11 protein-coding genes are annotated in these 14,438 nt (G+C 63.3%); 9 read left to right on the top strand and 2 right to left on the bottom strand.

Annotation, left to right across the window (positions count from 1 at the left end):
• Positions 1–29: 29 nt before the first annotated feature.
• The gene (locus ACM9NP_RS02565) at positions 30–737 is read right to left on the bottom strand and encodes a hypothetical protein (protein ID WP_415644918.1); all 708 of its coding nucleotides are present in this window, start codon (positions 735–737) and stop codon (positions 30–32) included.
• 292 nt (positions 738–1,029) lie between these two features.
• Between ACM9NP_RS02565 and ACM9NP_RS02570 the strand changes: the two genes are divergently transcribed.
• The 5 genes from ACM9NP_RS02570 (at position 1,030) to ACM9NP_RS02590 (ending at position 8,083) form a co-directional block, all read left to right on the top strand.
• Positions 1,030–2,301 carry a thymidine phosphorylase gene (locus ACM9NP_RS02570; RefSeq protein ID WP_415644919.1) on the top strand — a complete coding sequence of 424 codons (1,272 nt, stop codon included), beginning with the start codon at positions 1,030–1,032 and terminating at the stop codon, positions 2,299–2,301.
• A 423-nt stretch (positions 2,302–2,724) separates the two neighbouring features.
• Positions 2,725–3,246, top strand: a complete 522-nt coding sequence (locus tag ACM9NP_RS02575; RefSeq protein ID WP_415644920.1) for a hypothetical protein — start codon at positions 2,725–2,727, stop codon at positions 3,244–3,246.
• Positions 3,247–4,055: 809 nt separating this feature from the next.
• Complete coding sequence (locus tag ACM9NP_RS02580; RefSeq protein ID WP_415644921.1) at positions 4,056–4,823, top strand: hypothetical protein; 768 nt, start codon at positions 4,056–4,058, stop codon at positions 4,821–4,823.
• A gap of 189 nt (positions 4,824–5,012) precedes the next feature.
• Complete coding sequence (locus tag ACM9NP_RS02585) at positions 5,013–6,134, top strand: hypothetical protein (RefSeq protein WP_415644922.1); 1,122 nt, start codon at positions 5,013–5,015, stop codon at positions 6,132–6,134.
• 923 nt (positions 6,135–7,057) lie between these two features.
• Positions 7,058–8,083 carry a hypothetical protein gene (locus tag ACM9NP_RS02590; protein ID WP_415644923.1) on the top strand — a complete coding sequence of 342 codons (1,026 nt, stop codon included), beginning with the start codon at positions 7,058–7,060 and terminating at the stop codon, positions 8,081–8,083.
• Between the two features lie 1,110 nt (positions 8,084–9,193).
• Here ACM9NP_RS02590 and ACM9NP_RS02595 read toward each other — a convergent pair.
• Positions 9,194–9,490 carry a hypothetical protein gene (locus ACM9NP_RS02595; protein WP_415644924.1) on the bottom strand — a complete coding sequence of 99 codons (297 nt, stop codon included), beginning with the start codon at positions 9,488–9,490 and terminating at the stop codon, positions 9,194–9,196.
• 447 nt (positions 9,491–9,937) lie between these two features.
• On the opposite strand from ACM9NP_RS02595, the gene ACM9NP_RS02600 reads away from it, so the two are divergent.
• From ACM9NP_RS02600 to ACM9NP_RS02615, 4 genes are all read left to right on the top strand, one after another.
• A complete protein-coding gene (locus ACM9NP_RS02600; protein WP_415644925.1) occupies positions 9,938–10,327 on the top strand; it encodes a hypothetical protein in 390 nt (129 codons plus the stop codon).
• Complete coding sequence (locus ACM9NP_RS02605; protein ID WP_415644926.1) at positions 10,324–11,532, top strand: hypothetical protein; 1,209 nt, start codon at positions 10,324–10,326, stop codon at positions 11,530–11,532. Before ACM9NP_RS02600 ends, ACM9NP_RS02605 begins: the two co-directional genes overlap by 4 nt.
• Before the next feature lie 135 nt (positions 11,533–11,667).
• Complete coding sequence (locus ACM9NP_RS02610) at positions 11,668–12,630, top strand: right-handed parallel beta-helix repeat-containing protein (RefSeq protein WP_415644927.1); 963 nt, start codon at positions 11,668–11,670, stop codon at positions 12,628–12,630.
• 441 nt (positions 12,631–13,071) lie between these two features.
• Positions 13,072–14,010, top strand: coding sequence for a diacylglycerol/lipid kinase family protein (locus ACM9NP_RS02615; protein ID WP_415644928.1), 939 nt, complete (start codon positions 13,072–13,074; stop codon positions 14,008–14,010).
• Positions 14,011–14,438 lie beyond the last annotated feature (428 nt).

Genomic DNA, 14,438 nt, shown 5'->3' on the forward strand with positions numbered 1-14,438 from the left:
ATCGTCCNCCNNCCCCACAGTTCTTGGTGCTAGAGGCCGGCGAGGACGGCCTCCATGACGGCGTCGGAGAGGGCCTCGACCTCGCTTGCACCCAATGGGGGCTCGGGGTCCAGCACGGTGTCGAGTGTTGCGCGGAATTCGATGACCACAGCGCTCCCATGTGATGTGAAAGCCGCGCGCATCCCAAATCCATAAGTGTCTTCGGTCGGAATGTCGGTGCGGCAGTACTCGGTGTCTCCGACCATCGCGGGTCTGGTGGGGGTCGAACCTGGCGAGATCTTCCCCGATGCATACAGGAACCCGATTCGGTCATAGATCTGACATTCGTTCACAGGTTCGTCACTGCTCTCGAACAAGTGGGCCGCTGTTTCGAGGTCATCACTGTTGAGAGGGTTAATTTGGAGCACGATTTCGACGGACTGGGATTCCGTCACGGGCTGGTCGATCGAGCACTCCGCACCCCGGACGTCGAAGGGATTGTCCCTATCGACGGTGATGTCGGGCATGTCCAGCTTGTCCGCAGTGGCGGTTTGGACTGCCGCGCAGACCGTGTCGATTTTGTCGCCCGTGAATGGATCGCTGGTGAAGCGTTCGTCGAGGCTTGACTCGGTCGCCTCCGAAGGTGCTTTCGTCGCCTCAGATACGGGTGAGGCTTGACATCCGACCATCCCCAGCGTGATCAGCCCGGCGGTTATGGCGACGAGGCCTTGTCGAAGGGTCATGTCGTTGTCTCCCAATCATCTTCGAGGACTTCGTCCCATGGATCTCCGGTCGCGGATACCCCCGGTTTGTATTCCTTGCGTGCCAACGTGACGTCTCCGTCGGCGCTCCGGTCGTCCCGTCCCAGTCTCCGCTTTATGCTCACTTGTGGTCAGTAGGGTAACGCACTGTGTCAATGTGTCGATTTTGGCGTCGGTGATCGGGACGCGAGCCGTCGAGGCGCGGTCGCGTCGTCGTACGACGCCCGGGGACCGACGGTCGAGACGGCTGCCTTAGCCTGTCGGACTGGGTTGTTTGAGGAGGAGTTTGATGTTCAGCGCGGTCGAGATCATTCGGGTCAAACGGGACCGGGGCGAGTTGTCCACCGAAGAGATCAATTGGGTGATCGACGCCTACACGAAGGGCATCGTCGCCGACGAGCAGATGTCCGCGCTCGCCATGGCGATCCTGTTGAACGGCGCGACCGATCGCGAGATCGCCGACTGGACCGCCGCGATGATCGCGTCCGGCGAACGCCTCGACCTGTCCGGCGTCGGCAAGCCGACCGTCGACAAGCACTCCACGGGCGGCGTCGGCGACAAGATCACGCTTCCGTTGGCTCCGCTCGTCGCCGCCTTCGGCGTCGCCGTTCCCCAGCTGTCCGGCCGGGGTCTCGGTCACACCGGCGGCACCTTGGACAAACTGGAGACGATCCGCGGCTTCCGCGTCAATCTGTCCAATCAGGAGTTCATCGCGGGCCTGACCGGCCCCGGCGCGGTGGTGTGCGCGGCCGGAGACGAACTCGCGCCCGCCGACCGTCGCCTGTACGCGCTGCGGGACGTCACCGGCACCGTCGAGTCGATCCCGCTCATCGCCTCGTCGATCATGAGCAAGAAGATCGCCGAAGGCACCGACGCGCTCGTCCTCGACGTCAAGGTCGGCACGGGCGCGTTCATGAAGAACCCCGACGACGCCCGCGAACTCGCGCAGACCATGGTCCGTCTCGGCGCCGCCCACGGCGTCCGCTGCAGCGCCCTGCTGACCGACATGAACACCCCGCTCGGCCGCACCGCGGGCAACGCGCTCGAGGTCGCCGAGACGCTCGAGGTCCTCGCCGGCGGCGGACCCTCCGATGTGGTCGAACTGACGATCGCACTGGCGCAGGAGATGCTCGCGCTCGCGGGACAGCCCGAGGCCGACTGCGCGGCGGCGCTCACCGACGGCCGCGCGATGGATGCGTGGCGCGCGATGGTCACCGCGCAGGGCGGCGACCCGGACGCGCCCCTGCCGGTCGCGGACGAGACCGAGTACGTGACCGCGGAGTCCGAGGGCGTCATCACCCGAATGGACGCCTACGACGTCGGCATCGCCGCGTGGCGGCTCGGCGCGGGACGCGCCCGCAAGTCCGATCCGATCTCCGCCGGTGCCGGGGTCGAGATCCTCGCGCAGGTGGGGGAGCGCGTCGCCGCCGGGGAACCGATCATGCGGTTGCACGCCGACGACCCGACCCGGTTCGCCGCGGCCCGCAAGGCCCTCACCGGCGCCGTCGACATCGGCGAGCGCGGTGTGCGGGCGCCGCTGATCATCGACCGGATCGGTTGAGCCGACACGTCGTGACGACGACGCGGCTCGTTCCCGAGCGGGCCGCGTCTCGGCTGTGTGGGGTACAACCCGGAGATCCGAGCCTTCGACATCCACTTACTGGGCCAAGGGCCGCCGGAAACTTCCGGCTTGGTGGGGCGGTCTTCCTTGGGCCCGATGGATGTCCTTTCGGGGCATGCCTTTTGCTACCTACCAATACTTCTCGCCCTCGGGCCGGGTGGTCGGGTTTCCCGGCTTGGTGGGTCTCCCCTCCTGCCAGTGCATCATCGTGCGGCCCCGTACCCCGCCCCACCAAGCCGAAGGACGTCGCGCGGACGGTCGATCAATGCCACGGCGGGCCGAACCGGATCGACACTTCGCGCGTCCCATCTCCGATGAACCTTGGGCCCCAAGGGAAATCGAACACGGGAGAAGGAGATCGAGTTGAAGAAGTACATGATCGTGGCGGCGGCGTTCGTCGCTGGAATGGCGGTGGCCGTCGCCGGGTTGTTCCTGTTGCCCGGGCACAGGTGGTTCTCGACGCAGTACGCGGATGTCCTGTGGGTGTGCGACATCTCGAACCCGGAGGTGGTCGCCGAGGAGGTGGACAACATCTTCATCGGCCGGGTGACGGCGCACGGCGGTCAGCCGACGTACCAGGAGGGCGAGGACAGCCCGACCACGCTGTGGCAGGTCGAGCTGGTGGAGAACCTGAAGGGGGAGTTTCCTGAGACGGGGACGGTGACTCAGCTGGGTGGTTTCGACCGGGAGGGCACCACGCTGTATCTGAACGAGCTGCACGAAGAGCTGTTGACGGTGGGTGCGACGGTCCTGTTCACGGTTCACCTCGATGCCGAGTCGGGTGAGTACGTCATGATCCCGGCGGTTTCGGCGGGCCCGATCACCGAACCCCTCGGCCCCGACAACAAAATCCGCCAACTATGGCTCGACGCCATCGCTGGCTAGCCTCACACCCCCGCAGCACGAGTCTGGATGATTCCGACACACCTCGACGAGGCGAACCTGCCCGCCCTCGTCGATCGGGGCTACATCGGACTCGACGGCCGGATGATCGCGCCGCTGGAAAACAGACGCATCAAACCTGGTCCGCAGAGGAGCTACCACAGGATCCACGTCAGACTCCAAGCACCCGGAAGAACGCCTTCGCCGAGCTCAAAAAGTGGCAGATTCCCACGCGCTTGTGCTGCTCACCAGCCCGAGCCGCCGACATCGCCTGAGCCATTCACCACACAGGATGAAAGGTTCACGGTGCCTTTGATGTTGAACGGCGCCACGCCCTCGCGGGCCAGGCGTTCGGCTCCCATCGTCACACCTCCAAGGTGGAGTCGCGAGACGATCGTAGAAGGCAGTCACCTGAACGGCCATATCGATATAGTCCAAATGGGTTCCCTATTGGACTCTCTGACTACGTACGGTGATCTGGCGATATGTTGACAAAGTTGAATTGTAATGTGTGAACACTCCCTGGCCTGGGAAAGCGGATTCGGGTAGCTGGCCGAGTTTGAGGAAATCGCTTTCAAGGGCACTACTGAACGTGACGCCTCTTGTGGATACTCGAACTATCATCGAGGTCAAGTGGTCTTAGCGGTAACGGATCGGCGGATGAATTGACCGAGGGTGTCATCACCTTGAGGCATTCCAATGGCATTTCCAGGTTGGTCATCCCGCGAGGTCATTGAATCGATTGAAAAGCTGAAGTGGACAATCGAGCACGTGAAAATTGTTTGAAGTTACGGAAGGGAAGACTGAAGAACATGAGCCATGGCAAGAAGCCTAGATATTTCACATTGCGCGGTTGGGCGCATTTGATCGCTGCGGTGGCCGTTGGTAGCCTCGTCGGATCTTCTGTTGGAATTGGCGTTGCACAAGCTGCTACAGATCCGCTGGCGCGCCTCGTAGAACTGAATCCTGGAGCAACTGAAGCAGATGTACGGGAATCTCTGGAGGCGGCCTCAAAGGAGCTCGGTCAAACCTATGATCAGGTTCTTTTGCAGGGACTTGAGGAGGCTGAGGCAGCGGCAGTCGAGGGAACTAGTGGTTGTGGAGGTGATGAGTGCGTCAACGGAGGAGGCGGAGGCAAGGTACCCCTTCAGAATGAACATGCGGGCGCTATATTCACTTCGTATGCAACTACGGCACTTTACCCACACGGACACACCGGAATTTATTCGGAACGCAGCCGGATTGTGCACCACCCGGGCGCCGGTGATGTCAGTCGGTTCAAGTGGATTCATGAGGAACCAACCGTTACTGGACCGGTTTCACTGTATCGAGTCGAGACAACCGTTGCAAAGCGTGAAGCTGCGGGAGAGTATGCGTTGAATAGTCTGCGCTACAAGCCCTATGACTATATCTTTACATTTAACAGGGTCAACGGGGCATCGAAGCTCAATTGTTCGGAGCTCGTTTGGCGTGCCTACATGTATGTTGGAATTAATGTCGATGGTAATGGGGGAACCGCAGTATTTCCTTCGAACATTGCTGCGGACGGAAGTACAACGAGATACAAGACTCTTAATTAGTTGATTCGGGATCGCCTCGCCTATAAAGTCTGGCCAGGCGATCCCGTCTATCTGTCAGTTGGTACACGTAGGTATTTCTTGGGTGGAACTCTTGTCTCATTCGAGTACGCGTTGAGGGGTTTGATGAAACGGATTATTGGCGTTGTTGGAACTTGCTCGCTGGCGTTGTCAGCATGTAGCGCGGCAACTATGTTCGACGATGTTGCGGTGGAGAATGACTCCATCCGGCTCGATTCATCCTATGTGGTTGCCTTTATGGTGAGCAATATGGACGTTATTGACCAACCGCGCGAGGAGGGTCCGAGCTACCTTGTCCTTGTCCGGGAAGACGGCAGCTTCGTAACGACGCGCGTCGGTGACTTGATCGGCGGCGACATCGATTGGACGTCCGATGGTGTCTTCTTCAGTGACGCCGATAGTGATTACCAGCTCGACGAACGTGGCCTCTCGACTTCTCCGAGTGTCAAACGTGGTTCGGAGCAGCTTAGCCATAGTCTGGTCGGGCCGGAGATCCATGTCGGACTATACAATGTGGGCTTTGAGGGAAGCGATGGCTACGTTACGGAGGTTGTCGTATCGGGTGAACGCACTGAAGCGTATGACGTGCAGGGCGCCTACTACGACCACGCTGTGTGTGACGGCGTCTTGTTCGGGATCAGCAGTGAGGCAGGCGTCAATGCCGATAAGTACGATGGTGACAAGCCCGATGATGTCGAGTTCTTGGCTCAATTGTTTCCATCAGTGAACGGGAAGGAATCCCTGGTCGGATGGAAGGACACCGCGTCGCTCTCAGCGAGTGGTCCCATTCTTGCGTGTGAGGACGGCGTCATTTCCTATGTGGCCGTATCGGAGAAGGGGAGCCTCGATACGGACCCGGCTCTCTTGGTGAATTGGGATACCCGGACCGGCGACGTGGTGGAGCTGCCGTTGGTGACAGGTCCGGGAGAGTTCCTGACGAACGGTGAGATCGGCATGGCGCGATCGGCCCATCGGTCCATACGTGATGGCAACCTACAATGGATTGACGGCGCAGGGATGCTGTGGTCTACCGACCTGAAAACCGGAGCTACCGATCCTCATTTCGATACCAGCATGTCGTTTGAGAACGGGCTCGGTGCGACCAAGACGGTTTTCACAGGTGACTCTGTCGTCGTCTTCACGGAGCAAGCCGATGGTGGTGCCCGTGTTGTCGTTCTTGACCGGCTCACGGGTGACAAGGTGACGACCATTGAACTTCCTGGGTTGGTCGACAGTATCGAGCAGGATGGCCTGACGGTTTGGAGCGCGGCGGTTCGTCCAGAGTGGGCGTGAACCGCGACGAACGGTGCTTGTTGCGGCGACATCAATCCATACCGGTCTTGGAGCGGAACCTGACGTTCATCGGCGACAGATAGACCCGACCCCGAGCTGATGTCGCTGTCCTTGCCAGTACCAAGCAGCGCCTTAAGGGCGCTGCTTCTTTCATGTTGGGGGGGATGTATTGGCGCTCCCCGCCGGACCTCGCGTGGGGCCGCCTTCAAGTCACGGCCGGGCCGTCAAGCCGAACGTGGTCGGGTCCGAGTTAGAGGTGACGCTTCCGTCATAGCACAATCGACGGAACACGCGTATGTGGAGCGTGTGTGCATGTAGCGAGCTATATGAATGTGTCGAATGTAGGGGGTCGGGGCTTTCGNTGNNNCGTCACGCGGAGTAGTATCCGCTGGGTAGGTGTCTCGAAGATGCTTACCCCACAAGAATTCCCCACCGAGCCGTCGAACGCTCGCGTGTGGAGACATAGAACGACCGGAGCGGCACACAGCTTCCAGGCAAGTCCGCTCCGGTCTTTGAGAAAGGAGGTTCCCGTCATGGACGGAAACCGACCCCTATCCGTACCCATTGTGCCAGCCGGGTAACGGCCCGGCTACCTCGATACCGCAGGCTTCCACCACCATCGATNANTTTCACGTCGCNGCCTGCGGCTTAACACGATCAAACNTCGGCAAGGCCCGNCACNNCGNNGAGCGCCCNCGCCGCNANCGATCGTGCCCCCGTGGAGCCCGTGTCGNGCGGCGCGTCCCACCAAGGCGCNCCCCCCGACGCCCACTCGCTCCACACTCCACCATCCACTCTCGTACCGCGTGCCGGGGCGGCGCGTGCTGCGAGAAGCGCTCGAAATGGGGTTCTACATGCCTATCTACGACCCTGCCCACTGCCCAATCCGAGACCACAAGGGACTCAAAGGAGGCGACGCTGCCGTGCCCACACCACAACCGGACATCCGCACGACCACCGACGTCACACCCCGCCGCACCGCACTCACGGACCGAACCGCGACGCGAGGAACCGGAAACACCGACACCACAAGCGAACCGGCCCGACCGCTCGGCGTGTTCACCGTCGAAGGCTGCCCCGCCGTCATCACCACCACGGGCCGCGGGGAGGCGCGCGTCGACCTGCTCGGAAGCCGAGGCGTCGTCACCGGCCCGCTCGGAGCCGTCACCGGTCTCGACACCGCCGTACCACTGCTGTTCCTCGACACGCGCGAGCGCGCATGGGCGTCCGAACCAGCGATCGCCTGGCACATAACGAGGACCACCGTCGACCGCTACCGATCGACTCCCGTCACCGCCATCGAGAATCCGAGCCTCCCCGACGAACCCCACCTACGCGATACGCGAGAAGCCGAGAACCGCTGCGGTTCTTGGAAGCCCGTGGTCCCGTCAGACGTACGGTCATTGGGGACGATGGTCGTGGAGGGCCGGATCGTCGTGGTGACCATGGAGCGCCCCGGCCGTGCCAGGGTCGACCTGCTCGTCGGCAGCGGCGCCGTCGCCGCCCCGCTCGGCGTCGTGACGGCCCTCGGGACGGCGATCCCCTTGCTGTACCTCGATACCGGCCAACTCGACTGGGCCGGCGAACCCGCGATCGCCTGGCACATAACGAGGACCGTCATCGACCGCTACCGATCCGACGATCCGAACGACGCCACGACCGACGGCCCCGTACCCGTTCAACACACGATCGGCACCGAGGCATCCGCGTCCCGGCTCGATTCCCCAACGGTGAACCTCGCGTCGGCGTTGGCCGACCCCGAACCGATCGATGACCAGTACCGCCATTGGTTCGGTGACGCGCAGCAACGCCGATCCCATGCGCACAGTGGCAACTTCTACGAGAAGGCCACTATGGATGATGTCCACCCGGTAGCCGTGAACGGCGCCGACATGACCAACCTGGACGGTACCGACGCGGCGGTCGGGCGAGGGGCGGGCGGGCAGTGACGACCCTGAACTATCACCTCGACCTTCCGGCACCCGTGGCAACGCCGCGAATCGTTGCGGCCCAGCAATACCAGGAAGACTGGCGGAACCTCGCGCAACGCATCGTCGAACAGGCTCGGACTCGACGCCCCGGCTCGTCGGAAGAGTCCGTGCGTCACCAGGACCCCGCCGACGGAACCGCTGTGATGCGAAGCGCTGCGCGCCGAACCGGTCGTGACATCCCATGGCTACGGCGGCGGCCAGACGGCACGCCGGTGGCGATTTTCGTCGAGGTAGCGCCCGACCACCGACCGAAAGCCGATTCCCGACACCGCTGGGTGACGTTCTATCTGGATGGTCGCCGCATTCCTGGACCTGATGCGGGAACGTCCGGGCCACGCCACCTCACCACGGGCCGAGCCGTCGGACGATGCCCGGCCGTTCCAGCCGACCGACCTGGTTCAGTTGAAGGCGACCGGTTCCGTCCTAACAAGAAGCCGGATCGAGTCGGGCCGGTTCATTGGGACCTGACTCGACCGATCTCGTCAATGCGGCCGCCGTCGGCCACCGGGGCCGGATCCACGATGTCGAAGCCCGCGCTTCCTTCTGAGCCCACGCCGCCGGAACCCACACCCGAGATCGGACCGCCGACCACCCCGACGCCCGGCACAGTACCAGTCCCGCCAAGGGAGTGCGCCACGGAACACCGGAAAGCGACAAGCCGGGACGGCGATGCCGTGTGCCTGGCGCATGTTCCCCGTCGGTCAGGCCTTCGTCGGTTGGCGGTGCGGCTCTTTGGGCCGCGGGCCGCCCGCCGGGACCACAAGGTGGCGAGGTGTCGATCATGTCGGAGCGAATGGCCCTGTCCGACCTTGGTCGAGCAGCTCTGCCGCCGCTAGCACCTTTATCCCCCAGGGGTTTCGCACGGAGGTGGACCGTGCGGAGCCTCACCCGGCCGGGCCGCGTGGGCATCGCGGCCCGGCCACCTTTCGTCACCTTGGCGGGGTAGCGCGGTATCACGGCTTGATGGGTCTTTGCGTCGCCCCACCAAGCTGAAGGTGGGTGGTGTTGCGGGTGGGCTTCCCTGGTGGAATCGTTCCACCGGCTGGTTCTCACTCGACGGTTCGAGGATCAGTCGACAACCCGCTCCACGCTGTGCTTGGTGAGGCTGGCCGCTCCGGCGCCGTTGCCGAGTACGCCGACCTGACCTATCGCGGTGAGGAGCAAGCTCCACGCGCTGACGCCGGCTGTCATTGCCAGGATCACCGCGAACACTATGCCCGCCTGGGACGTGTCGGCGTCGTCGCCGGGGCGAACCAGTCCCTCACCGGCGGCGTTGTCGAGCATGATGCACGCGATCACCGCCAGCACGCTGACGAGAAGCGACGCGGCCGCGCACAGCTTGAGTACTCTAACCCTCTGTTTCATCGCACGGGTCGATTGCACTCGGAATTCGAGCCGTTTGCGGCACTGGGAGCATCGAACCGAGACCGTGGTGGGTGGATCACCGTCGAGTGGACGACGCGCGGACCAGAAATGGCCACGGTAATTCCACTGAGGACCTACTGAGTTCGTTCGGTGAATGAGTGTGAACTGTTCTTCGAGTCTTTCCTCTTCCGCCATGTTGTGACCCTATGGCCAAATGCTGAGTCCTGGCTCAGAAGATTACTGCGCTGCAACGTATTCGCTCCTCCGGCTGACAGAATCGTGTTGATTCGCAGTGTCGGCGTGTGCTCCGCTGATGCTGTTCTTGTGCTGGGCGTGGGTACACGTTGAAGTATGAACCTTCCTTCACAGCCTCTCTTCTTCGAAGGGCCGCGAGCCTCACGAAGGCTCGATGATCGCCACGGAGACCTGTCCAGCATCGCCCGGGCCGTGGAAGAGCTGAGGGACCAGGCGGCGCGGGCCGATGAGCGCCGCCGCCGCGTCATCGAGGACTTTGAGCATCGGGCCGCGTCGATGGTCGAGCGCCTGGAGCGTGAGACGCGCGAGTTGCGGACCACCGAACTCAAGAGCCCGGAGGGTGCTCCTTCCGGTTACCGGAAGGTGCTGGAACGTGTGAACAGCGGCGAGGTCAAGGGGGAGGACGTCTTGACCGGCGCCGGGGACGATCCGGACGTCCAGAAGGCACACGAGTGGATACGGCCCAGGCTTGAGGTCATGAGCCGGGTGGGGCAGTTGGTCAAGCAAGGGTTCGAATTCGAGCGTGCCCGTGAACTGGCGTTGGACGAGTACCGCGAGCGCATGGAGAAGAGGGCCCGATGAGTGTGGACGTCGAACCGAGGCATCTGCGCGGCTTCGCCAAGCAACTGGTTGGTGATTCCACTGTGATCGGCTCCATGGGCGCGTATTGCTCGACCAACACCGATCCCGCGAAGCTCGATGGTCCCCTTTGGTTGTTGCAGGACCTCATGGGGATGTACCGGGACAAGATGGTCGAAATCATGGGTGTGGCCGAAGACCGCATCCTGCGGATGTCCAACGAGTTGGCGTTGACCGCGGACAGGTATTGCCTGACCGACGCCGAGGGGGCCGAAGGCCTCGCGGAGAGCTACGTCGTCGTGCTCGACTTCGGCGACGATTCGGGGTACACGGGTGATGAGACCATTGGGGCGAGCCAGATCGCCGATGACAATCAGGGCGTCGCGGACGGATACAGCGACGGTCCGGACGTCGAGCTGAAGGAGCCCGAGTACGACTCGTTCTTCATCGACTGGGTGCGTGGGGCGCTCGACGACATCTTCGGCGGAATCATCGCCGATCAGTTGGGAACGGCCGGTCAGATTGCCGAGGTCGGTGCCGACATCGCCGGAGACGTCGTCGGGATCTTCGACGAAGAGGCCGGAAAGGCCGTCAGCCAGACGCTCAGTCTGTCCAGCAACCTCAACGATCTGATCAAGCAGTTCACCGACTACGACATCCTCGGAAAGCTGTCCACGGACGTCATCGGGGACTCCGGCCGATTGCGCCAGCTCGGCAAGGCCTGGGAACAGCTGGAACCCGCGTTCACCAAGCTGTACGAGGACTTGGAAAGCGGCGTGACCACCCTGGACGGTCATTGGGACAGTGGTCCGGGCGGCGCCTCCGAGGTCTTTGTGGACGATCTCATCCGCGGTCGGTGGGCGCCGTGCATGGACGGATTGGCGAACCTCTGCTGGATGCTCGCTCTCCAGTGCGAGGGCATGGCGATGCAGTATGAGCATCTCATTAAGACACTCGTCTGGCTCGCCAGGTTCTATGTGGGCAAGGCCCGCAAGTTTCTGCTCGCGCTCCTCGGTCAGCATGACGGTCCCAGCGGTGGACTGAGCGGGCTGATCGACGCTATCGGCGAGCTGTGGGATCTCATCCTCGGCGTCCTCGAGGCCATCTGGGATGAATGCATGATGTTCATCCAGTTCCTGAAGACCACGTACGCCACTATCAAGCAGTACGTGAACATCCTCCAAGGGGACTTCGACGTCCTCAAATAGATCAATGCGGCTGGCGCCGTTCTTCGTCGCCGGATCGTGATGTCTGCTTCGCTGGGATTCTCGGTAGGCTCGGCGGAACCACCGATCACCACGTCCGTGTCCTCGGGTCGGTCGGTAGCACACAGTGGAGGAAACATGCGACGTCGATCCCGGCTCGCCTGGATGGCTGCGGCCGTCGTCACCGTTCTCGCCGTGGCGGGCTTCGGCACCACGATCGCGACCGCCGACAGCGCGTCCGTGACGGTCTATCTGGCCGTCAATGGTGACGACGACGCCGACGGCAGTTCGGGGCGTCCGCTGAAGAGCCTGCGCGGCGCTCGGGATCTGTTGGCCGACATCGATTCCACGTCGGCGACCATCGTGGTCCGGCCAGGTACCTATTACGAGTCCGCGACCGTCAACTGGGCCGGCGTTCCGCAGACCACGATCGCCCTGCGACGCGACGGCGGCACCGAACGCCCGGTGTTCGACGGCAGCAGGGCCACCGGCACCGCGCGGTACTGGATGGACTCCCACGGCGGTCCGTCCCTGGACGTCCGGGAAGTACTGGTGCGCAACTACCGCACCGGCGGTCTTCGTCTGGACACCGACGGAAACACCGTCCGCAACATGATCTTCGAGAAGCTCGGCAACAAGTACGTCGGAGGGGGAGACGGCTACGCGGCCGTCCACCTGTTGGGCTCGTCGAACAACACCATCACCAACAACATCTTCCGCAAGCTGGAGAACACCGACTGCCCTGGCTGCATCCACGGTGTCTACGCGGCCAACGGCAGCAGCGACTCCGAGATCACCGGCAACCGCTTCTCCGACATCACGGGAGACGTGGTGCGGCTGCGCAACGGCACCGTCGACAACCTGGTGTCGGACAACACCTTCAGCCGATCCGGCAGTGCTGCCACCGACAGGGCGTTCGTCTCGTTCTGGCGGTTCCGCTCCAGCGAGACCTGCGGGTCCGGCAATCGCGTCGAGGACAACCAGTACGACGGCCGCTACTACAACGGAACCACCGGTCAGCGCATCGCCGGTTCGGGCGCAGAACCGGGCCTCTCGCGTTGCGTCAACGCGATCACGGAATCGGGCAACACTCGGATCTGACGACGACGGTCGGCCGTGACCCGTCGAATCGGAGTAGAGCCGGTTCACCATGATCGACTGGGCGATCCCCACGAGATCTGGCCGTCACGCTCCTCCCGCCGTGGCCGCCGCGGTTGATCGTTCCGGCGCCGGCGCCGGAACCTGCCGGTGTCGCAACATGATTCGGACCCCGACGAGCGGTGCGACCTCGACGGATATGACGCCCTCGACACAGGAATGCGGAGCGAACTCGGTGACGTCGGCAGGTGGTTCGTACTTCCGCTCTCATAGCCCGACGAGCCCTCCGGAGCATCCGCGGATGAGCGTGCCCTCGTGACCGTCGCGGTCTTCGCGATGCTGATCACGCGCGGAACCGTTGTGCGGCAGTCGGATTGTTCGTCGCCATCGTCCGCCTGGTCGTCGCGGCGGTGGCGGTTCGGCGTCGGGGCCTATGATGGCGCCGTGGCGACGACTCTGGGCATCGTGTGGAATCCGTCGAAGGGCGACAAGGGCGAGCTCGCGTCCGCCGCTGTCGCCGCGTTCGATCGAGCCGGGGTCGCCGCCGAATTTCTCTGGTTCGAGACGACGAAGGACGACCCAGGTCAGGGCCCCGCCGCAGCGGCGCTCGCCGCGGGGTGCGACACGATCGTCGCCGCGGGCGGGGACGGCACGGTTCGCGCCGTCGCGGAGAAGCTGGCGGGAACCGGAGTCAGCGTCGGCATCGTTCCACAGGGGACGGGGAATCTGCTCGCCAGGAATCTCGAGATACCGATCGCCGACCCGCGAGCGGCCTTTCACCGCGTCGCGACGGCCTCGCCGCGTTCGGTCGACATGGGGTGGGTCGAGATCGACACGGCCGTCGGGACGAGGAAGCACGGTTTCGTCGTCATGGCCGGCTTCGGCGTCGATGCGCGGATGCTGAACGAGACCGACGACGAACTGAAGGCCAAGATCGGCTGGATGGCATACGCGGAGGCGATGGGCAGGGCACTCACCGCGAGCGAACTGGTCGACTTCACCCTCAGCGTCAACGGTGCGACGGCGGCGCGAGTGAAGGCGCACACCATGCTGATCGGCAATTGCGGAACGATCCAGGGCGGCATGCGCATCCTGCCCGACGCGCGACCCGACGACGGAGTGCTCGACGTGCTCATGGTCAGCGCCGCCGGAGTCGGGGAATGGTTGGGAGCGCTCAAGACGATCGCCTGGGACAACGGCCTCAAACGACTCTTCGCCGGTGGTGCCGACGCCGAGAGCACCGACTTCGCCGAATATCTCACCGTCACCGAACTCGGCGTCGAACTCGCCGAGCCGCAGCCGTTCGAGATCGACGGCGACGAGGTCGGCGACGTTCGCGGCTTCTCGGTGACCGTCCAGCCGGGTGCCCTCTCACTTCGCTGACCGCTCCGTCCCACGGTCGTGAACACGGGGCCACGGCGGCCCAACCTGACGGCGAGCCGGTGTCGCCGAGCGTTTCGGGCGTCCGAGCCGGTGCCGCCGCCCCCTTCACGTTCGACGGACGGGTCCACATTTCGCCCCTGATTTCAGGAACGCTTAATTGTCCTCCCACATCCATAATCACTTCGGCAATGAGCGGATTCGGTGTCGGGCGACTAGCGCTCGCATCGCCGTCGAATGAATGAGCTGTTCGGCAGGGGTATGAAGGGCCGGATGCGGTGTTCTGAACCCGTACGGGCACCGTCCGGTGGCGTTCGCCCATAACCATGAACCATCCATGATGCATTGATTGTTGTATCCGTATCTAATCTATGCGGACGGCGACGAATCATGCTGTTCGTCAGGTGAATCGTCGTCCCTCATATCGGTTG

The organism is Stackebrandtia soli, assembly GCF_965137155.1.
Lineage (GTDB): Bacteria > Actinomycetota > Actinomycetes > Mycobacteriales > Micromonosporaceae > Stackebrandtia > Stackebrandtia soli.